The following is a 20676-nucleotide window of genomic DNA, read 5'->3' on the forward strand; positions in this document are numbered from 1 at the left end:
TGCTGCTCAGCTCTGCCGGCGCACCATCTCGGCGATCCATGCGGGGGCGAACGGCGAGGTGCAGTTCGGCGGTGTGGGGTAGTCGGCGAGCACCTGCAGGCGGTCGCCGATCGCGACGGCGCGCTCGCGCAGCGCGGTGTGGTGGATGCCGATGTTCGCAAGAGTCTCGTTCATCGCCCATTGCTCCCTTGCCGGTGCATCCTTGAGCTCGCGCTCGATCCGGTCGAGCAGCGCGTCCAGGTCGAGACCCTCGGGCTTCTTCTGCACCCGCGCCGTGGTCAGCGACCATCCGGCGGCGCGCGCGTCGGCATCCGCATCATCCATCCAGCGCACGCGCAGCTCCTCGGCGTGCGGCGACTTCTTGGCGATGTAGTTCACCAGCCAGTCGTGCGCCTTCGCCGATAGCGTGCTGCGCAGCATCCGATCCACTTCTTCGGCGGGCAGCTCGCGCGGCTTCGCGATGAGCAGGCCGAGCAGCTGCCCGGGCACGTCGTCGCTCGTCCACAGCTCGCGCGCGAGACAGGTGTCCATGCCGACGTGCTTCGCGAGCGCGCGCATCTTCGAGAGGTTCACGCCGTGCGCGTCGCCGTGCCGCTCGTTGACGGCGCGCGCCTTCGGGTCTTCGAGGGCGGTGAGTTCGGCGAGGGCGTCATGCGCGGTCATGGTGGCCATGTAAACAAGCGTAGGCCGACGGCGATCCGGGCGCCCAGGCGGATGGTCTGGCGCGCGGCCGTGTGCTTTGGCATCATCGGGGGCAACCGCAATGCGGTGATCATCACCGCGGGGAGGGACGACGATGTCCGACCAGATCTTCACGTACATAGCACTGGGGCTGTACTTCGCGGCGATGCTGCTCATCGGGTACATCGCTTTCAGACGCACCGACGATCACGAGGACTACATGCTCGGCGGTCGCAACCTGCCGCCGTGGGTGGCGGCGCTCAGCGCCGGGGCGTCCGACATGTCGGGCTGGCTGGTGATGGGACTGCCCGGCGCGATCTACCTGACCGGACTCATCGAGGCGTGGATCGCCATCGGCCTCACGATCGGCGCGTATCTCAACTGGCTGCTCGTCGCGCCCCGGCTGCGCGCGTACACCGAGGTGTCGCGCAACTCGATCACCGTGCCGAGCTTCTTCGAGAACCGGCTGCGCGACAAGACGCGACTGCTGCGCATCCTCTCGGGCGTGGTCATCCTCGTCTTCTTCACGCTCTACATCTCGGCGGGCATGGTTGCCGCCGGCGTCTTCTTCGAGAGCTCGTTCGGCGGCGACTACCTGTTCGGGATGCTGCTGATCGGCGTCATCACGCTGCTGTACACCCTGTTCGGCGGGTTCCTCGGGGCCTCGTTCACCGACGTCGTGCAGGGCGTGATGATGCTGATCGCCCTGATCGTCGTGCCCGTCGCCGCGATGATCGCCATCGGCGGCCTGGGTGAGACCACAGACCTCATCGCAGCGAACGCCGGTGCAGACCACCTGTCGTGGTTCGGTGGCACCGCGATCACCGGTGCGACGGTACTGGCGATCATCTCGTCGCTCGCCTGGGGCCTGGGATACTTCGGGCAGCCGCACATCGTCGTCCGCTTCATGGCGCTGCGCTCGCCGCAGGAGGCGAAGAGCGCCCGGCGCATCGGCATCAGCTGGATGATCATCTCGCTGATCGGAGCAGTCATCTCCGGTCTGGTCGGCATCGCGTACATGGCAGCCAACGGCATCGACCTCGCCGATCCCGAGACCGTGGTGCTGGTGATGTCGCAGACGCTGCTGCACCCGTTCGTGGCCGGACTGGTGCTGGCGGCGGTGCTCGCGGCGATCATGAGCACGATCTCGAGCCAGCTGATCGTGTCGTCGTCGGCGCTGGTCGAAGACCTGTTCAAGGTGTTCCGAAAGGAATCGCCGAAGGCGAAGACGCTGGTGCTGATGGGCCGACTGACGGTGCTGGTGGTCGCCATCATCGCCATAGTGCTCGCGATCACCCCGAACGACTCGATCCTCGGGCTGGTCTCGTTCGCGTGGGCCGGGTTCGGCGCCGCGTTCGGGCCGATCATCATCCTCAGCCTGTTCTGGCGGCGCCTCACCAACTGGGGCGCACTGGCCGGCATGTTCGTCGGCGCTGCGACGGTCTTCATCTGGAAGGCCCTCGACACCGGGCTGTACGAGCTGCTGCCGGCCTTCGTGCTCGGCATGGTCGTGGCGGTTGTGGTGAGCCTGTTCACCTATCGCCCGAACGAGGAGATCGAGAAGGAGTTCACCGACACCGGCACGATGCTCACCGTGCCGCGCCCGCACGCGGTGGGCGACACGCCCTGACATCGAGCGGGCCGGTGCCGGCGGCAACAGGGGGCGTCCGCCGGTGCCGGCCGCGGTCCGCGCGGAGGGACTCCGGCGCGGGACTCAGGCGCGTGGCGAGGGCACGTGGCGCGTGGCGGGACTCAGCCGCGCGGCGCGGCCGTCGAGGAGCGCACGATCAGTTCAGGATGCACGTCTTCGGGGGCATCCGAGATCTCGACCCCCTCGAGCTGCGCGATCAGGCGCAGCGCCGCGGCCCGGCCCATCTGCTCGAAGGGCTGGCGCACCGTGGTCAGTGCGGGGGAGGCGAAGCCGGCGAGCGCGATGTCGTCGACGCTGACCACTGAGATGTCCTCGGGCACGCGGCGACCCGCCTCGTGCAGGGCCCGGATGAGCCCGAACGCCATCTCGTCGCTCGAGACGAACACGGCCGTCGCCTCGGGGATCGCGGCGATCGTGCGGCCGGCGCGATAGCCCGATTCGGGTGTCCAATCGCCGGGGATCACCGGCGGTGGGGTGATGCCGCGTTCGGTGAGCACCTGCTCCCACGTCTCGCGGCGCTGTCGGGTCTCGAGCCAGTACTCATCGCCGGGCACGTGCCAGACAGTCTTGTGCCCGAGGTCGAGCAGGTGCTCGACAGCCTGCCGGGCGATGGCGTGCTGGTCGATGATGAGGGGCGCGTCGGGATGCATCGACAGGCGCTCGTTGCGGGTCGAGGGTGTGCGAGCAGTGCGCAGGCGCATCGCCGGGCTGTCGAGTTCGACCGGCACGCCGAGGATGATGCCCTCGGCACCCTGACGCTCGAGCCGGTCGAACGCCTCGACGAACGCATCGGCCGATGCGTGGTCGGCGACGGCGGCGGTGGTCACCGTATAGCGGTGCTCGGCGGCCGCCTGCTGGATGCCCACGCCGAGCGCCGCGGTGGAGTAGCGGTCGGTCGAGACCACGATGACGCCGAGGATGCGGGTGCGGCCCGAGGCGAGGGATGCGGCTGCGGCGTGCACCCGGTATCCCAGCTCTTCGACGGCGGCGAGCACGCGGCGCGCGGTCTCGGGACGCACGTTCTGCTGACCGGACATCACGCGCGACACGGTCTGGGTCGACACGCCGGCCAGGCGGGCGACGTCGACCTGGTTCGGAGCGCGGTCATCAGAGGGGTGGCGCGGTGACATGTGCCCATGTTAGCGAGTGTGGGGGTTTGGCCCGCAAGCCCTGACGATGACAGAATGAGAGCGCAAACATCATCGTCAAGGGAGATCCATGTCCACCTCCGCTTCCCCCTCGCTCACCTGGAGCGACGGCGAGATCCAGCGCGACGGCAAGCCGCACCGCATCCTGTCGGGAGCGGTGCACTACTTCCGCGTGCACCCGGACCAGTGGGAGGATCGTCTGCGTCGCCTCGCAGCCATGGGGGCGAACACGGTCGACACGTACATCGCCTGGAACTTCCACGAGCGCACCGAGGGCGAGTACGACTTCACCGGATGGCGCGACGTCGCACGCTTCATCCGCCTCGCCGGCGAGGTGGGCCTCGACGTGTTCGTGCGCCCCAGCCCGTACATCTGCGCGGAGTGGTCGAACGGCGGCATCCCCTTCTGGCTGTCGGGCCGCACCTCGACCCTGCGCACGGTCGACCCTGCCTACCTGGCCGCGGTCGATGCCTGGTACGACCAGCTGATCCCGCAGGTGGCACCGCTGCAGGCCGCCCATGGCGGACCGATCCGGTTGATCCAGGTCGAGAACGAGTACGGCTCCTACGGCAGCGACGCCGGATACATGGCGTACCTGCGCGACGCACTCACCTCGCGCGGCATGGTCGAGATGCTCACCACCGCCGACGGCACCACGGCCGACATGGTGCGCAACGGCAGCACCCCCGGGGTGATGGGCACCTTCACCTTCGGCACCGGCGTGCCCGCCGCGATCGCCCTGAACCGCGACGGCGAGCACCTGATGTGCAGCGAGCTGTGGGGCGGATGGTTCGACCACTGGGGCGAGCAGCACCACGTGCGCTCGGCCGACAGCATGATCGGGACCGTCGACGAGCTGCTCGCCGCCGGCGGATCCGTGAGCCTGTACATGGCGCACGGCGGCACGAACTTCGGCTTCTGGGCCGGCGCGAACCACGACGGCAACATCCAGCCCACGATCACCTCGTACGACTCCGACGCGCCGATCGGCGAGGACGGCACGCTGGGCGACAAGTTCCACGCGCTGCGCGCGGCGTTCGCCCCCTTCCACGACGGTGAGCTGCCGGAGGTGCCGGAAGCCCCCAAGCGCCAACCCGCGGCATCCGCCGCTCTCACCGCGCAGGCGGGTCTGCTCGACGTCGTGCGCTCCTTCCCCGTGACGGCGGAGTCGCCCATGCCGCTGACGTTCGAGGCGCTCGGCGCCGAGGAGGGGCTCGTCGCCTACGAGTCGCAGATCACCTTCCCCGCAGCGGCGACCATCGGCATCCTCGGTCTGCGCGACCGCGCGACCATCTATCTCGACGACATGCGTCTCGGAGTGCTCGAGCACGACGGCTCGCACACCCTGGCGCTGCCCGCCGACGGCGGCGAGGGCCGGCTGACGATCCTCGTCGAGAGCCTCGGCCGCATCAACTACGGACCCTTCACCGGCGAGGCGAAGGGCATCCTGCAGGGGGTCGTCATCAACCGTCGTCGCTACGTGCACGGGTGGGAGCACCGCGTACTCGGCGACGGAGTGCCCTCTTCCCCGGTTCCTGAGCGAGCGCAGTCCTCTTCCCCGGTTCCTGAGCGAGCGCAGCGAGACGAAGGGGCCCTCGGCCTCGCCGCAGCATCGTTCGACGTCACTGACGTCGCCGACGCCTGGCTGGCGTTCCCCGGCGGTGCCAAGGGCATGGTCTGGCTGAACGGCTTCCTACTCGGCCGCTACTGGGAGCGCGGCCCGCAGGAGACGCTGTACGCGCCTGCTCCGCTGTGGCGCGAGGGAGCCAACGAGATCGTCGTGCTCGACACCGACCGCCTCGGCAGCTCCGTCGAGATCCGTGAACAGCCCGCCTTCGGCCCCGTCGAGGAGTTCATCGGCAGCTGACGCTCGATCAGTCTCGACGCATTTGGCTCCCCGCCAGCATCCGCGCACACATTCCCGCCAGCATCCGCGCACCCAGCATCCGCGCACCCAGCATCCGCGCACGCATTCCCGCCGGCATCCGCGCACGCAACCGGCGCACCATCAGGAGCACCCAGCGCACCCCATAGAACAGCGCACCTCCCGCCGAATCCGGCAGGAGGTGCGCAGGCGAGCGAGCCGGGCCGGGCGTCAGCCCTTGACGGCGCCGGCGGCCAGGCCGCTGCGCCAGTAGCGCTGCAGCGTGAAGAACAGGATGATCAGCGGGATCACACCGAGCAGCGCGCCGAGCATGACGGCGCCCTTCTCGGGGGCGAAGTAGCTCATCATGCCGTACAGACCGAGGGTGACCGGCTTGAGCTCGGGGCTCGAGATCATCATCAGCGGCAGCAGGAAGTTGTTCCACGTCGCGACGAAGACGAACAGGAAGATCGTCACCATCGCCGGGCTCAGCAGACGCAGCACGATCGTGAAGAAGATGCGCACCTCGCTGGCGCCGTCGATGCGCGCGGCCTCGAGCAGCTCGGTCGGCACGGACGACTCCGCGTAGACCATGCCGAGGAACACACCGAACGGCGAGACGGCCGAGGGGATGATGATCGCCCACATCGTGTTGGTGAGCCCCAGGGCGTGGAACTCCATGTACAGCGGCACCGTCAGCAGGGCGACGGGCAGCAGCAGGCCTGCCATGATCACGGCGACCGCGATCCTCTTCCCCGGGAACACGAACTTGGCGATCGCGTAGCCGGCCATGATGGCGAACAGCGTGCCGATGACACCGGCCGCGGTCGAGTACAGCACCGAGTTGCCGACCCAGCGCCAGAAGTTGCCCTGCGTCCAGTTCATCAGGCTGTCGTAGTTGGCGGCCAGGTTCCAGTCGGCGAACCAGAAGCCGAAGGTGTTGGTCAGGTCGGCGTTGCTCTTGGTCGACGCGACGATCACCCAGAACACCGGAACGAGGAAGTAGAGCAGCGCGACGACGAGCGCGATGATCCCGAACGTGCGGGCGACGGGGCCGGGTGCGATGGAGCGCGGAGGCAGATCGGCGGATGCTGCCACGCGGCGCTTCTTCGGTGCGGCGGCGATCACGGTGGTGGCGCTCATGTCAGTTCGCCTTTCTGCGCTGCGCGAATGCGTACACGACGGCCAGCAGGCCGGCTATGACGGCCAGCAGCAGCGAGTACGCCGATGCGGGGCCGCTGCCCGACGGGGAGACCTCGCCCATCATCGAGTTGTAGGTGAGCATCATCGGCGTGTAGTCCAGACCCATCCATGAGTTGGCGCCCTCCATGATGACCGGCTCGTTGAAGAGCTGGATCGTGCCGATGATCGACAGCAGCACGGCCAGCAGAGCCGCACCGCGCACCATGGGCACCTTGATGCGCATCGAGATCTGGAATCCGTTGGCGCCGTCGATGCGGGCGGCCTCGTACAGCTCGCGCGGGATGGACTGCAGCGCCGCGAGGAAGATCAGCATGTTGTACCCGGTGTAGGTCCAGGTAGTCATGTTCGCCATCGAGGCGAGGATCGTGCCGGGAGCCATGAAGTCGATGCCCGCGGGCAGGAACGGGATGAACGGCGAGACCTCGGGCGTGTACAGGTACAGCCAGATCATCGCGGCGATCACGCCCGGAATGGCGAACGGCAGGAAGAACGACAGGCGGAAGAACGCCGGGCGCCGCACGAGGAACGAGTCGAGCAGCAGTGCCAGCGCAAGTGCGGCGATGATCATCACCGGGATCTGGAAGGCGCCGTAGAGCACGACGCGCCCCATGCCGAGCCAGAACGCGTCGTTGGTGGCAGCGGCGGCGAGATTGTCGAACCCGACGAAGGTGTCGACGAGTTCACCGCCGCCGAACAGGCCGCCGCCGGCGGGCTTCTGCGCGAAGAACGCGGCGCGCACCGAGATGACGATCGGCACGAGGAAGACCAGGATGAACAGCACCGCGAACGGTGTCATGAACAGCCATCCCGTGCGCGCCTCCTGCCGTGCGCGGAAACCTCTTCGCGCACGGGAGCGTCGGCTGATGGACTCGGTGCTCACGGTCGGATGCCGCCTTTCGAAAGGATCAGGCGGGGGCGACCGCGATGCGGTGGCCCCCGCCTGATCTGCGTGCTGTGGGTCGGGTTACTCGGCGACCGGCAGGCCGAGATCCGTCAGCGCCTTGACCGCCGTGGCCTGAGCCGTGGCGAAGACATCGGCGACCTTCTTGTCACCGGTGGTGACGCCGGCCGCGGTCTCGGTCATGGCCGAAAGGGTGGAGAAGCCGGGCGCGTAGGGGAAGTCCGGGTTCATGTTCGCGGTCGCGGTGGCGAGCTCGGCGAGCACGTCCTGACCGCCGAACTGGCGCAGCATCTTCTCGCTGCTCTCCGGCGTGCCATTGGCGGCGACGACGAGACCCTGCGAGGCGAGGTCGTCGATCTGGGTGTTGAACCAGTCGTTGAACTTCATCGCCTCGACGGGGTTCTCGCAGCCCTTCAGCACGGCGACACCGGAGCCGCCGTCGGGGCCGGTCATCTGACCCGCGCCGAAGTCGGGCAGCTGCGCGACGCGCCACTGGCCCTCGGCCTCGGTGCCGTCGAGCGAGTCGAGCAGGAAGCCCGCCTCCCATGCGGCGCCGACGTGGCCGATCAGGCTGCCGTCGTTGAGGGCGACGGTGAACGGCTCGCCCCAGCGGTCGGCCTTGAGGGTCAGGTCGTTGTCGAGGAGGTTCTGCCAGAAGGCGGCGACCTTCTGCGATCCGGCGCCTTCGGCGTCGACGATCCACTCCTCGCCCTCGGTGGAGAACCACGTGTCACCGGCGGCGGCGGACTGCGCGGCGAGCCAGTGCGTGGCCTCGTCGGCGGTGAACGCGGTGACGTACTTGCCCTGTGCGGCGGCGGTGGCCGAGTCGGCGGCGAGGTCCTCGATCGTGGCGGGAACGTCGAGTCCGAGCTGCTCGAATGCGCTGGCGTTGTAGAAGTAGACCAGCGGACCCACGTCCTGCGGGAGGCCGACGACGACGTCGCCGACGCGCATTCCGGCGAAGGCGCCGGCCGAGTAGTTGGACTCGTACTTCTCGGCCTCGGCAGTGACGTCCTCGAGCAGACCCTTGACGAAGAGCTGCGGTGCCTCGGAGTAGCCGACCTGCGCGAGGCACGGCGCGTTGCCGGCCTTCACGTCGGTCTCGAGCTTCAGGATCATGTCGGTGGCGGCGCCGTCGAACTTGGTCGTCTTCACCTGGATGTCGGGGTTCGCCTCGTTCCAGCGCTCGGTGATCTCGGCGACGGTGGCCATGTCCGTGCCGTTGTCGAGACGGTGCATGTACTCGATCGTGACCGGCTCACCGCCGGTGGGTGCGTCGCTCGAGCCGCTGCTGCAGGCAGCCAGGCCGAAAGCGGACAGTGCGCCGACGCTGACGACTGCGGCGGTGCGGATGATGCGTGACGTGGATGCCATGTGCTGTGCTCTCCGGTGAGTGCGAAGTGTGGATTCGGGTGCGCCCGCTTCGCGGGCAGGTACTCCGTGGCCATTAAACCTCAGAATGTTTGCGCTGACAAACCGAAAGTCCAAGGATTGGCGCGCTCCGGGAACGTTTCCCGGCAACGCTCACATCCAGCATCCGACCCGCTGAGAAACCACCTCCCGCACGAGAAACCACCTCCCGCGTGGTTTCTCACGCGGAAGGTGGTTTCTCGAAGGTCGCGGCCCCTCGGGCCGGGCGGGTCAGCCCTGCGGAGGCGTCACCGTGATGAGTGCGGCGGTGTTGTTCTGCATCGCCTTCTTCACCGTGACGACCGTGCCGTAGCCGACACCCGCATCAGCTGGGTTGCCGGTGCCGAGCACCGTGTTGCCCAGGTCGACGCCGTAGTACTCCGTCGCCGGAGAGCCGTCTGCGTACACGACACGCGTCGAGTACGGCGCGCCGCCGATCGAGGGCACGACCACCGAGCCGTCGGCGTGACGGTAGTACAGTCCGTCGTCACGCACCTCGACGCCGGGCACCCAGCCCTGATCGTCGGTGAAGGTGCGCACCGGCGCCTGTGGTGCGAGCGTGGTGCATGCCTCGGTGTACGCGGCGTCGACCACGCAGTCCTCGAACTCGTAGGTCGGCTGCAGACCGAACGCCGCGTTCGACGACTGGGCACGGCTGGAGAGGTTCTTCAACACGCTCGGGTCGAGGTCGGCACCCGCACCGGTGCGGCGCAGCGGATCGAAGTGGCTGTCCACCAGCAGCAGGCCGCCCTTCGCACCGTAGCTGGGCAGGGCGGTCAGGTTGGCCACCACGTGGTTCGTGTCGCCGTAGGTGGCGTCGCGGTACCAGACCAGTGCACCGGGCGCGTTGTACGGCACCTTCTCGACCTTCCAGGCCTCGTCGCTGTACACGGTGGTGTAGCCGTACTTCAGACCCTCGTCGAAGCCGTCGAGGTTGCGCCACTCGACCATGTAGTACTGCGCCTTGATCTGCGTGCCGCTGTCGCGGTGCCAGCCGGGACCCGAGGTGTCGGTCCAGGTGGCCTCCTCGGCGGTCCAGCCGTTGTCGCCGGATTCGACGTCGTCGCTCCAGACCGTCTCGTCGCCGCTGGTCAGCGAGAAGTCGTCCGAGAACCAGCCGCGCTCCTGGAATGCGGCGTCGGTCGCCATGCGCAGGCGCAGCTGGATGCTCTGACCGGCGTAGGCGGAGAGGTCGACGTAGTCGTGTCGCCAGCCGTCGGTCGAACCGCTCAGGCCGTACTTCTTGCCGCCGAAGTCGTCCATCCGCCCGTTCGGGTCGGCGTAGCCGTCATCGGTCGAGACGAGTGCGCCGCTCTCCTCGTACACCTTCTGCTCGGTCCAGGTGGATCCGCCGTCGGTCGAGACCTCGACGAAGCCGTAGTCCCAGTCCGCCTCGATGACGTAGTCGTTCCACATCCAGAACCGCCCATCTGCCGGGACGCTGTCGATCGTGCGCGTCAGGCGGTCATCCGCCCAGGCCTGGCTGCCCCCGGAGTACCACATCTCCTCGCCGCTGTGCGGCTCGGCGAGCGTGATCTGCTTGTCGGGAAGATCGATCTTGATGCCGTCCTTCGTGCCCTTCTTCGGGCGCGACGTCTGGCCGACCTTGATGGTCTTGGTGTTGTCGCCTGGGCTGACGACCTCAGGGTCGGCCCAGCCGAGCACCCACTTGTCCCAGATGCCCATGTGGGTCGGCATCGACTGGAAGATCGGGCCGGAGTGCGACCCCGAGCTCATCAGGTCCCAGAAGTCGATGTCGGAGTTGGCCGCACCCGATGTGTCGTACAGATCGGGCAGGCCCAGGTCGTGGCCGTATTCGTGGGCGAACACACCCACACCGGAGTCCTCGGGCTGCACGATGTAGTTCGAGATCTTCAGGTCGGTGCCGGGGATAGTCGCTCCACCCGCCACCGCCGAGGAGTGCGCCCAGATCGCGTAGGTGCCCTGTGCGCCGCCGCCGCCGGACTTGTCCTCGCCGGCATGCACCAGCACGACGTGGTCGATCACGCCATCGGGCTCGTCGAAGACGCCGTCGCCGTCACGGTCGCCCTGATCCTCGATGTCGTAGTCGGCCCAGGGGAAATCGGGCTGCTGTTCCGCCAGCGCGTTGACCGCGTCGATCGGCAGCTGACCGGGACCGAGCGGGTTGTCGGGGTGGCCCTGCATGTCCTGCATCGGGCCGGCCTCGTACTCGCCGGCGTCGTTCAGATGGCACACCGTTGCGCCGTAGTATGCCTCCGAGTGGGGCACGGTGACCCAATCGGTCGCCTCACCGGTGACGGTGTAGGCGCCGCGCGACATCTCCTCGTACATGTTCTTCATCGTGTAGCCCGAGATGTCGAACCCGGCTTCGCCGTCGGGGCCGGTCAGGTCGGTGCGCACGCGCTCGGTGATGCCCTCGTCGGTGAAAAGCATCTTGTTGAAGTGCTCGCTCGAGAAGTCGGGCACCCACATCGTGTTGTTGTCCTCGTGCGGTGCGTCGGCGGGGTTGGGGATGTTGTTGTGCAGCACCGGACCCTGTACGTCACCGGGCTTGCACGTGGTTGCGCCGAACGACGTCGGCACGTACAGGTCGCTGAAGTCCTCGGTGCCGTCGAACTCGACGAGGATCGTCAGCAGCTTGGCCTGCTGCGTGGTCTTGGAGCGCTTGAGGTTCTTGGAGTTCTTGAGCTCCTTGGGGCTCTTGCCGGTTTCGATGGCCTTCGCCTCGAGGTTGGCGAGCTGCGCTGCGGCCATCGGGTTGCCCTGGGCGTACTTGTGGTCGTGCTTCGTCGCACGCTCCATCGCCTCGCTGCTCAGCGAGCGTCGGCTGTTGCCGTTCTTGTCGGCGATCCGCATGTCGCCGGTCGTGTCGAAGCTGCTCTCGGCCCGGGGTGCGACGTAGTTCATGTAGTACTCGCCCGAGCCGATCTCGGCGGGTTGCGGTGGCGGATCGGACGATGGCGCTCCGCTGGCGGGGATCGCGCCGGCGGTGAAGCCTGCGACCACCAGCGCGAATGCCGAGGAGGTCGCCGCGACACGCCGTCGTGTGCGGGCGGATTGTTCTGACATTGCTTCTCCCTTCGCGCGCCGCGCGAGGGTGTCGCAACGGCGCGATCGGTATGCGCCGATCAGACGCACGAGTACTGGCATACCGTGAAGAGGGCGTGCAGCGGAAGCCTTTCCGGAGAATCTCCTGAGGGTGCCGTCGGGCGAATACCGGGTGGTCAGGGCATCGGAATAGGGAAGATTTCCGATGTGGCCGGGTGACCTCAGCGAGGAACGTGGATCTCACCACACGAAGGAGATCCCCATGTACGAGCACCCCTACCTCATCTACCGCGCGGTGGAGCTCGACGGCGCGCGTGCGGCACTGGAACTCGAGCGGGCGCGCGTCGCGCGCGAGCACCCCGAGCGTCTGGTCGCGCGACGCGGGTGGTGGAATCGGATGCTGCACCGCGGGCGTCCCGCACGCGCCGTCGCTCCGTCCGCAGTCCCGCGGCCCGCCGCGGAGAGCGCATGAGTCCGCGGACTGCGGCCCACGGTGTCGGTGGTCGGTGGCACGATGAACTCATGTCCGTCATCGCACCGGCCGTCGACATGGTGGGCCGCGACGTCGAGTCAGCACGGCTCGACGCCGCGCTGAAGCGTGCGCAGAAGGGCGAGACGGGCGCGGTGCTCGTCGCCGGCGAGGCCGGGATCGGCAAGAGTCGGCTGCTGCGCGAGTTCCGTGTGCGGGCGGATGCCACTGCCGACGTCGTCGCGGGGTGGTGCCTCGACTACGGGTTCGCGCCGTCACCGTACGGACCGCTGCCGTCGATCCTTCGGGGCGTCCTCGACGCGCTCGATGACCCTCAGGCGGAGTCTGCGGGTGCGGCCCGCGACGCCTTGCGCCTGCTGCTGCCCGAGCTGGGCGGCGGTATCGTCGACCGGCCCGGGACGTCGCCGGAGGCGCTGCGCGAGGCGATCGTCACGCTGTTCGAGGCGGCGGCCGCGGTGCGACCGGTGGTGGTGATCATCGAAGACCTGCACTGGGCAGACGACGCCACCCTCGCGTTGCTGTCGTTCCTGCTGCGTGCTCTCGAGGGCACCCGCATCCTGTTCGTCATCACCTGTCGCGTCGACGAGGTGCGTCGGGGTGCGGCGGTGCGGTCCTTCCTCGTCGAGTCGGAGCGTGCCCGACTGATGGAGCGCATCACACTGCCGCGGCTCGACGACGTCGAGATGCGCGTGCTCGTCGAGGCTCTCTGCGGGCCGGTGGACGACACCCAGTTCGAGCGGGTGCGCGAGCGCGCCGAGGGTGTGCCGTTCTTCATCGAGGAGCTCTCCTCGAACGCGTCGGGTCCGATCCCCGAGACGCTGCGCGAGGTGCTGCTGGCCCGCTACGACTCGCTCGGCGACGATGCGCAGCGCGTGGTCCGCACGGCATCGGGGTCGGACGCGCCGATCGACCACGAGCTGCTGGCCCGCTTGGTCGACCTGCCCGATGATCGCCTCGACGACGGCATCCGAGAGGCGGCGAACGTCGGCATCCTCGCGGTGCGCACCGACGACTTCTACGGTTTCCGCCATGCGCTGCTGCGCGAGGCGGTGCACGACGACCTGCTGCCCGGTGAGCGCGCGCGCCTGCATCGCGCCTACGCCGAGGCGCTCGAGGAGCGCGCGTCGGCATGTGTCGGATGCCAGGAGGCGGCGCTCGCGTATCACTGGCACCAGGCGCATGATCCGCGGCGGGCGCTGGTCGCGGCGATCGGGGCGATGGACCGGTCGCGGCGCAGCTTCGCGTTCTCGACGGCGGCGCGCTACGGCGAGATGGCGCTCGAACTGTGGGATCAGGTGTCCGATGCCGAGCAGGTGACCGGCACGGACCACGTCTCACTGCTCGCACGACTGGGGTCGATCCTGCGCAATGCCGGTGATGGCGAGCGGGCGCTGCTGGTCGTGAACATGGCTCTCGACGAGGTCGACCGCGACCGTGTCGACCCCGCGGTGCTGGTGCGACTGCTGCGCGATCGCGGAATGTACCTGACCGCGCTGGGCAAGCCGAAGCAGATCGAGACGCTGCAGCAGGCGCTGTCCGAATATGAGACGCGCGGTGTCGATGAGCCCCGGCTGCACTCCGTGCTGCTGTCGCTGCTGGCCGGGCGAACCATGATCGTCGGGCGGCTGCACGATGCGGTCCGCCTGGCCGACGAGTCGTTCCAGGTCGCCGGCGACGACGCCGCACAGCGCTCGGTCGCCGCGAACATCCGTGGCAACAGCCGGGTGCACCTCGGTGAGGTCGAAGCGGGATTCGACGATTTCGCGGTCGCCTGGGCGAACGCCGAAGACCTGAACGCGCAATTGAAGTACCGGGTCAACGTCTCAGACGCGCTGTACAACCTGGGTCGCTACCGTGAGGCGGTGGAGCTGGCCGAGGGCGGCATGGACGACGCCCGCCGTATGGGTGTGGAGCGCACCAGCGGTTCGATCCTCACACAGAACCGGGTCGAGCCGCTGCTCGAACTGGGGGAGGTCGGTCGCGTCGAGCAGCTGCTGGCCAAAGACCTCACGTTCCGCACGCACCGGGTGTTCCGCGCGTACACGACGGCCACGCGCATCCGTGCGCTCGCATGGCGCGGACGCGTCGATGCGGCTGAGGCGCTGCTCGACGAGTGGCGGCCGCGCATGCATCAGATCGCCGACATCGAGCGGCAGGTGCGGTTCTCGCTGTGGCGCACCGAGCTGGTGCTGTGCCTGAGCCGCGCCGACGGTGCCGGCGCCGCCGAGGTGCTCGCCCGGGTGCTCGACGACACCGGAGCCGACATCGGTCACAAGGCGCGGATCCTGCTCGACGGCGGGTGGGCCGTGAGTCTGCTGCGTGCCGACGGAAGGCGAGCGGATGCTGATGCGCTGGCCGATCGGCTGCGCGACGCCTGGCATCGGATGCCGGCGACGCTGCGCCCCGAGCGGTGGCAGGTGCTGCTGGAGGCACTCCTGGACGGCGAGCCATCGGCACTGCGTGCGGCGATCCCTGTCGCCGATGACGATGACATGCCTGTGGTCTTCCGGATGGTCGTGCGGTACGAACTCGCCCGCATGCTGATCGTGGACGGTGATCGTGCCGGGCGGGCCGAGGCCGCGGTGCTGCTGGGCCGGGCGGGTGCGCTGGCCGCCGAGTACGAGCATGGCGTTCTGCAGCGTGACATCGCTGCGCTCGCCGAAGCGGCCGGTGTGGCCGAGCAGGCGCCCGAGGGGCTGGCCGCGCTGACCGCGCGCGAGAACCAGGTGTTCACGCTGCTGGCCGAGGGGCTGAGCAATCGGCAGATCGGCGAGCGTCTGTTCATCAGCGTGAAGACGGTGAGCGTGCACGTCTCGGCGGTGCTGCGCAAGCTCGGCGTCGCCACGCGCAACGAGGCGGCGGCGCGCTACCGCGCGGAGGCCGAACCCGTCGCCGGCTGATCCTGTGATCTTGTCGGATACCCCTCTGGGAATACCCCAGGGGGGTATCTTGTAGTACCCTGAGACATGTACCCCCCAGGGGTACCTGAATCGAGGAGATCACATGACCACCACCGAGTTCCACGTCACGGGCATGACCTGCGGCCACTGCGAGATGTCCGTGCGCGAAGAGGTCGCCAAGGTCGCCGGCGTCGACAGCACTGTCGTCAGCCACCAGACCGGCCGGCTGCTGGTCACGTCCGCCGCGCCCGTCGACACCGCCGCGGTCATCGCCGCCGTCGATGAGGCGGGGTACCGGGCCGTCTCGGCCTGACACCGACGCGCCACCGACCAGCCAGAATCCAGCCAGGAGCACTCATGACCGCCACAGCGCAGAGCAGCATCGACCTCGAGATCGGGGGAATGACCTGCGCCTCGTGTGCGATGCGCATCGAGAGGAAACTCAACCGCATCGACGGCGTGACCGCCACCGTGAACTACGCCACCGAGAAGGCACAGGTCACCGTCGAGGGTCAGCTCGACGCGGCGCGGCTGATCACCGAGGTCGAGAACGCGGGATACACGGCGAAGCTGCCCGCGCCGCCTCAGGCCGCGAACCCGGCCGAAGGGGCCGACGCTGAGGACCCTGAACTGCGCGCGCTGCGGCACCGGCTGATCGGCTCGATCGTGCTGTCGGTGCCGGTGATCCTGCTGGCGATGATCCCGGCCCTGCAGTTCACCTACTGGCAGTGGCTCTCGCTCGCCCTGGCCGCGCCCGTCGTCGTCTGGGCGGCCTGGCCGTTCCACCGGGCGGCCTGGATCAATCTGCGTCACGGCGCGGCCACCATGGACACGCTGGTGAGCATGGGCACGAGCGCCGCATTCCTGTGGTCGCTGTACACGCTGTTCTTCGGCACCGCCGGCATGCCGGGCATGACCCATGGCTTCAGCTTCACGATCGAGCCGTCCGACGGAGCGGGCAACATCTATCTCGAAGTCGCCGCGGGTGTGACGATGTTCATCCTCGCCGGACGCTACTTCGAGAAGCGCGCGAAGCGCACGGCCGGCTCCGCGCTGCGCGCGCTGCTCGAACTCGGTGCGAAGGAGGTCGCCGTCCTCCGCCCTTCCCCGGTTGCTGAGCGAGCGGAGCGAGACGAAGTGCGCATCCCCACCGGCGACCTGCGCGTCGGCGACGAGTTCATCGTGCGGCCGGGCGAGAAGATCGCCACCGACGGAGTGGTCGTCTCGGGTACCTCGGTCATTGATCAGTCCATGGTCACCGGCGAGTCCGTGCCGGTCGAAGTCGCGGCGGGGGATGCCGTCACCGGCGCCACCGTGAACGAAGGTGGCCGACTCGTCGTGCGCGCCACCCGTGTGGGAGCCGACACGCAGCTCGCGCAGATGGCGCGGATGGTCGAGCAGGCGCAGACCGGCAAGGCCGAGGTGCAGCGCCTCGCCGACCGGGTATCGGGCATCTTCGTCCCGATCGTGATCGCCGTCGCCGTGGTCACGCTCAGCGTCTGGCTGGTGCTCGGCCTTCCGGCATCCGCCGCTTTCACCGCCGCCGTCGCGGTGCTGATCATCGCGTGCCCGTGCGCGCTGGGTCTGGCCACGCCGACCGCGCTGCTGATCGGCACCGGCCGCGGGGCTCAGCTGGGCATCCTCATCAAGGGGCCGGAGATCCTGGAATCGACCCGTCGCGTCGACACCGTGGTGCTCGACAAGACCGGCACCGTCACCGAGGGACGCATGAGCGTCGCCCGTGTGGTTCCCGAGGCGGGCACGGATACCGCTGAACTGCTGCGCCTGGCCGGCGCGGTGGAGGATGCCAGTGAGCACCCCATCGCCCGGGCGATCGCCAAGGCCGCCGGCGGCGGTGCGCTGCCCTCGGTCGAGTCGTTCCAGAACATCGCCGGACGCGGGGTCACCGGAGTCGTCGACGGCCACGCACTGCTTGTCGGGCGGGCTTCGCTGCTCGAGGATTGGGCGATCCACCCGTCGCAGGAGCTGCTCGACGCAAAGACCGCCGCCGAGGCCGCGGGTCAGACTGTCGTGCACGTCGCATGGGACGGCGCGTCCCGCGGCGTGATCATCGTCGCCGACGCGGTGAAGGCGACCAGCGCCGAGGCGGTGGCATCGCTGAAGGCGCTCGGACTCACCCCGGTGCTGCTCACCGGCGACAACAGGGCCGCTGCCGAGCACATCGCCGCGCGGGTGGGCATCGATCAGGTGATCGCCGAGGTGCTGCCGGCCGACAAGGTCGAGGTCGTCGCGCGCCTGCAGGGCGAGGGACGGATCGTCGCAATGGTCGGCGACGGCGTCAACGATGCGCCGGCGCTGGCCCAGGCCGACCTCGGCATGGCGATGGGCACCGGTGCCGATGCGGCCATCGAGGCGTCGGACATCACGCTCGTGCGGGGCGACCTGCGCGCGGCATCCGATGCGATCCGCCTCTCACGCCGCACCCTCAGCACCATCAAGGGAAACCTGTTCTGGGCGTTCGCATACAACACCGCGGCGATCCCGCTGGCGGCCCTCGGGCTGCTGAACCCGATGCTCGCAGGGGCAGCGATGGCCTTCTCGAGCGTCTTCGTCGTGGGCAACAGCCTGCGGCTGCGCCGCTTCCGCTGACACGTCAGCAGGCCGGAGGAATGTGATGACCGATCCACACGCTCACCACGGGAGCGAGGCCGTTTCGTCTCGCTCCGCTCGCTCAACGACCGGAGACGGGCACGGCGGCCACGGTGGCCACGCCGGCCACGGCGATCATGTCGGGCAGTTCCGGCGGCTGTTCTGGATCAATCTGCTGATCGCCATCCCGGTCGTCGCGTTCAGCGGGATGTTCGCCATGCTGCTCGGCTACGAGCTCCCCGACTTCCCGGGTGCGAGGTGGATCGCCCCCGTTCTCGGCACCGTGATGTACGTCTGGGGTGGCAGGCCCTTCCTCACCGGCGCCGTTGACGAACTCCGCGCCCGCAAGCCCGGGATGATGCTGCTGATCGCCCTCGCGATCACCGTCGCCTTCCTCGCCTCCTGGGGCGCGAGCCTCGGCATCCTGCATCACGAGCTCGAGTTCTGGTGGGAGCTCGCGCTGCTGATCGTGATCATGCTACTCGGCCACTGGATCGAGATGCGCTCCCTCGCCCAGACCACGTCTGCCCTCGACTCGCTGGCCGCCCTCCTGCCCGATGAGGCAGAGCGCGTCGACGGCGACGAGATCGTCACGGTCCCGCCGGCCGAACTCACCATCGGCGATGTCGTGATCGTCCGCCCCGGCGGCAGCGTGCCCGCCGACGGCGTGATCGTCGACGGCCGCGCCAGCATGGACGAATCCATGCTCACCGGCGAGTCCCGCACCGTCGGCCGAGGCGTCGGTGACCGGGTCACCGCCGGCACCGTCGCCACCGACTCGGGCCTGCGCGTCGAGGTGGATGCCATCGGCGATGACACCGCGATCGCGGGCATCCGAAAGCTCGTCTCCGACGCCCAGGCCTCGAGTTCGCACGCGCAGCGCCTGGCCGACCGCGCGGCGGCCTGGCTGTTCTGGTTCGCGCTCGGCGCCGCCGCGATCACCGCGATCGTGTGGAGCATCGTCGGAAACCCCGATGCCGCCGTCATCCGCACCATCACGGTGCTGGTCATCGCCTGCCCGCACGCGCTGGGACTGGCGATCCCGCTGGTCGTCTCGATCGCCACCGAGCGAGCCGCCCGCGCCGGCGTGCTGGTGAAGGACCGCCTCGCGCTGGAGAGCATGCGCAGCGTCGACGCCGTGCTGTTCGACAAGACCGGCACGCTCACCAGGGGCGAGCCGGTCGTCACGACCGTCGCACCGGTCGAGGGCTGGGAGTCGGATGCTGTGCTCGCGCTCGCCGCGGCCGCGGAGGCCGACAGCGAGCATCCGCTGGCCCGGGCGATCGTGCGCGCCGCCGCAGATCGTGACCTCACCGTCGCGAACGCGACCGGCTTCAGTTCGTCGCCCGCTGTCGGCGTGACCGCCACGGTCGACGGCACCGAGATCCGCGTGGGCGGTCCGCATCTGCTCACCGAGATCGGTGCGGACGAGGTGTCGGATGCCGACGACTGGCGCTCTGAGGGCGCCATCATCCTGCACGTCGTGCGCGACGGCGAGGTGATCGGCGGTCTGAAGCTGGCCGACGAGATCCGCGCCGAGTCGCGTGAGGCCGTCGACGCGCTGCACGCGCGCGGGATCGAGGTGGTGATGATCACCGGCGATGCCGAGGCCGTGGCACGCGCGGTGGCGGACGATCTGGGCATCGACCGCGTGTTCGCCGGCGTGCGCCCGGAAGACAAGGCGGCCAAGGTCGCCGAGCTGCAGCGCGAGGGCAAGCGGGTCGCGATGGTCGGCGACGGCGTCAACGATGCGCCCGCGCTCGCACAGGCCGACGTCGGCATCGCGATCGGCGCCGGCACCGATGTGGCGATCGCGTCGGCCGGGGTGATCCTGGCATCCGACGACCCGCGTGCGGTGATCTCGGTCATCGAGCTCTCGCACGCGAGCTACCGCAAGATGAAGCAGAACCTGTGGTGGGCCGCCGGCTACAACCTGATCTCGGTGCCGCTCGCCGCGGGCGTGCTCGCGCCGATCGGGGTCGTGCTGCCGATGTCGGTCGGGGCGGTGCTGATGAGCCTGTCGACGATCGTCGTCGCGCTGAACGCCCAGGCGCTGCGGCGCCTCGACCTGCGCCCGGAGTCGCTGATTCGTCGTTGACCTGCAGCCAAGAGGCGTCCAGGTCGCAATGGATGCCGCAATGCCCGCGGGATACCGGCATCCATTGCGACCTGGAGGGTCGCAGGCGAGCGCTTCAGGGCCTGATCGGCCATTCCTCGGCGAGTAGGCCGTAGTTCAGGCCGTCCATCCACTCGCCCGAACGGTGCAACGCGGTCTTGCGGCTGAACTCCTCACGGCGCATGCCGATGCGCTCCATCAACCGCCAGGACGGCTCGTTCGGCGCGAAGCATCCGGCGTGCACACGGCGCAGGCCGAGGGTCCCGAAGCACAGGTCGATCGCAGCCCGCACGGCCTCGGTGGCGTAGCCGTGCCCGGTGTGCGCCGGGGCGAGCGCCCAGCCGATCTCGGCCTCGGTCGCCGCGGCCTGCTCGGCCACCTCGGCCTGGGCCCACCCGTCGCCGACCTTGATCATCAGATCGCCGATGATCGCGGGGCCGCCGCCGTCGGCATCCGGATGCACGATGACGAACGTCATCGCGAGCCGCTCCGGCTCGGAGTAGGTCTCGTGGAACGCTTCGCGCGTGGCCGGGGCCCGCCCCAACCAGTTGTTCACCTCGGGCAGTCGGCGGTACTCCCAGACCGCATCGAGGTCTTCCAGTGCAAGGGGACGGATCACGAGCCGCTCGGTGCGCAGTGGCCAGGGGATGCTGCTGTGGGATGACACCCGGT

The 20676-nt window shown here is 68.9% G+C and carries 14 protein-coding genes; 7 read left to right on the top strand and 7 right to left on the bottom strand.

Translation table 11 applies throughout. From position 1 onward, the window contains the following. Nucleotides 1–6: 6 nt before the first annotated feature. The gene (locus tag WDU99_RS15880) at nt 7–672 is read right to left on the bottom strand and encodes a DNA alkylation repair protein (protein ID WP_337333441.1); all 666 of its coding nucleotides are present in this window, start codon (nt 670–672) and stop codon (nt 7–9) included. Nucleotides 673–796: 124 nt separating this feature from the next. On the opposite strand from WDU99_RS15880, the gene putP reads away from it, so the two are divergent. Then, nucleotides 797–2311, top strand: a complete 1515-nt coding sequence (gene putP, locus WDU99_RS15885) for a sodium/proline symporter PutP (RefSeq protein ID WP_337333442.1) — start codon at nt 797–799, stop codon at nt 2309–2311. 122 nt (nt 2312–2433) lie between these two features. On the opposite strand, the gene WDU99_RS15890 is transcribed toward putP, so the two are convergent. Further along, nucleotides 2434–3462 (bottom strand): LacI family DNA-binding transcriptional regulator, encoded by a 1029-nt coding sequence (locus WDU99_RS15890; RefSeq protein WP_337333443.1) that lies wholly within the window; start codon nt 3460–3462, stop codon nt 2434–2436. 88 nt (nt 3463–3550) lie between these two features. Here WDU99_RS15890 and WDU99_RS15895 point away from each other — a divergent pair, with 88 nt between their 5' ends. Next, nucleotides 3551–5347 carry a glycoside hydrolase family 35 protein gene (locus WDU99_RS15895; protein ID WP_337333444.1) on the top strand — a complete coding sequence of 599 codons (1797 nt, stop codon included), beginning with the start codon at nt 3551–3553 and terminating at the stop codon, nt 5345–5347. A gap of 228 nt (nt 5348–5575) precedes the next feature. Here the strand turns inward: WDU99_RS15895 and WDU99_RS15900 are convergent, their stop codons facing one another. The 4 genes from WDU99_RS15900 to WDU99_RS15915 form a co-directional block, all read right to left on the bottom strand. Continuing rightward, on the bottom strand, nt 5576–6487 hold the full coding sequence (locus WDU99_RS15900; RefSeq protein ID WP_337333445.1) for a carbohydrate ABC transporter permease: 912 nt from the start codon (nt 6485–6487) through the stop codon (nt 5576–5578). A 1-nt stretch (nt 6488) separates the two neighbouring features. Then, a complete protein-coding gene (locus WDU99_RS15905) occupies nt 6489–7343 on the bottom strand; it encodes a carbohydrate ABC transporter permease (protein WP_337333446.1) in 855 nt (284 codons plus the stop codon). 168 nt (nt 7344–7511) lie between these two features. After that, the gene (locus WDU99_RS15910; RefSeq protein WP_337333447.1) at nt 7512–8822 is read right to left on the bottom strand and encodes an ABC transporter substrate-binding protein; all 1311 of its coding nucleotides are present in this window, start codon (nt 8820–8822) and stop codon (nt 7512–7514) included. 267 nt (nt 8823–9089) lie between these two features. Then, nucleotides 9090–11909, bottom strand: coding sequence for an immune inhibitor A domain-containing protein (locus WDU99_RS15915; RefSeq protein WP_337333448.1), 2820 nt, complete (start codon nt 11907–11909; stop codon nt 9090–9092). A gap of 241 nt (nt 11910–12150) precedes the next feature. Between WDU99_RS15915 and WDU99_RS15920 the strand changes: the two genes are divergently transcribed. The 5 genes from WDU99_RS15920 (at nt 12151) to WDU99_RS15940 (ending at nt 19986) form a co-directional block, all read left to right on the top strand. Beyond that, nucleotides 12151–12360 carry a hypothetical protein gene (locus WDU99_RS15920; protein WP_337333449.1) on the top strand — a complete coding sequence of 70 codons (210 nt, stop codon included), beginning with the start codon at nt 12151–12153 and terminating at the stop codon, nt 12358–12360. 50 nt (nt 12361–12410) lie between these two features. After that, a complete protein-coding gene (locus WDU99_RS15925; RefSeq protein ID WP_337333450.1) occupies nt 12411–15278 on the top strand; it encodes an ATP-binding protein in 2868 nt (955 codons plus the stop codon). A gap of 103 nt (nt 15279–15381) precedes the next feature. Beyond that, nucleotides 15382–15591 (top strand): heavy-metal-associated domain-containing protein, encoded by a 210-nt coding sequence (locus tag WDU99_RS15930; protein WP_337333451.1) that lies wholly within the window; start codon nt 15382–15384, stop codon nt 15589–15591. A gap of 44 nt (nt 15592–15635) precedes the next feature. After that, nucleotides 15636–17888: a heavy metal translocating P-type ATPase gene (locus tag WDU99_RS15935; protein ID WP_337333452.1), complete on the top strand. Its 2253-nt coding sequence runs from the start codon at nt 15636–15638 to the stop codon at nt 17886–17888. Nucleotides 17889–17913: 25 nt separating this feature from the next. Next, nucleotides 17914–19986, top strand: coding sequence for a heavy metal translocating P-type ATPase (locus WDU99_RS15940; protein WP_337333453.1), 2073 nt, complete (start codon nt 17914–17916; stop codon nt 19984–19986). A gap of 94 nt (nt 19987–20080) precedes the next feature. Here the strand turns inward: WDU99_RS15940 and WDU99_RS15945 are convergent, their stop codons facing one another. Continuing rightward, nucleotides 20081–20671 (bottom strand): GNAT family N-acetyltransferase, encoded by a 591-nt coding sequence (locus WDU99_RS15945; protein WP_337333454.1) that lies wholly within the window; start codon nt 20669–20671, stop codon nt 20081–20083. Nucleotides 20672–20676 lie beyond the last annotated feature (5 nt).

The organism is Microbacterium bandirmense (assembly GCF_037204185.1).
Taxonomy (GTDB): Bacteria; Actinomycetota; Actinomycetes; order Actinomycetales; family Microbacteriaceae; genus Microbacterium; species Microbacterium bandirmense.

Coding starts and splice junctions, on each gene's coding strand:
- WDU99_RS15880 (WP_337333441.1), bottom strand. CDS start 672: ATGGCCACCATGACCGCGCATGACGCCCTCGCCGAACTCACCGCCCTC.
- putP (WP_337333442.1), top strand. CDS start 797: ATGTCCGACCAGATCTTCACGTACATAGCACTGGGGCTGTACTTCGCG.
- WDU99_RS15890 (WP_337333443.1), bottom strand. CDS start 3,462: ATGTCACCGCGCCACCCCTCTGATGACCGCGCTCCGAACCAGGTCGAC.
- WDU99_RS15895 (WP_337333444.1), top strand. CDS start 3,551: ATGTCCACCTCCGCTTCCCCCTCGCTCACCTGGAGCGACGGCGAGATC.
- WDU99_RS15900 (WP_337333445.1), bottom strand. CDS start 6,487: ATGAGCGCCACCACCGTGATCGCCGCCGCACCGAAGAAGCGCCGCGTG.
- WDU99_RS15905 (WP_337333446.1), bottom strand. CDS start 7,343: ATGACACCGTTCGCGGTGCTGTTCATCCTGGTCTTCCTCGTGCCGATC.
- WDU99_RS15910 (WP_337333447.1), bottom strand. CDS start 8,822: ATGGCATCCACGTCACGCATCATCCGCACCGCCGCAGTCGTCAGCGTC.
- WDU99_RS15915 (WP_337333448.1), bottom strand. CDS start 11,909: ATGTCAGAACAATCCGCCCGCACACGACGGCGTGTCGCGGCGACCTCC.
- WDU99_RS15920 (WP_337333449.1), top strand. CDS start 12,151: ATGTACGAGCACCCCTACCTCATCTACCGCGCGGTGGAGCTCGACGGC.
- WDU99_RS15925 (WP_337333450.1), top strand. CDS start 12,411: ATGTCCGTCATCGCACCGGCCGTCGACATGGTGGGCCGCGACGTCGAG.
- WDU99_RS15930 (WP_337333451.1), top strand. CDS start 15,382: ATGACCACCACCGAGTTCCACGTCACGGGCATGACCTGCGGCCACTGC.
- WDU99_RS15935 (WP_337333452.1), top strand. CDS start 15,636: ATGACCGCCACAGCGCAGAGCAGCATCGACCTCGAGATCGGGGGAATG.
- WDU99_RS15940 (WP_337333453.1), top strand. CDS start 17,914: ATGACCGATCCACACGCTCACCACGGGAGCGAGGCCGTTTCGTCTCGC.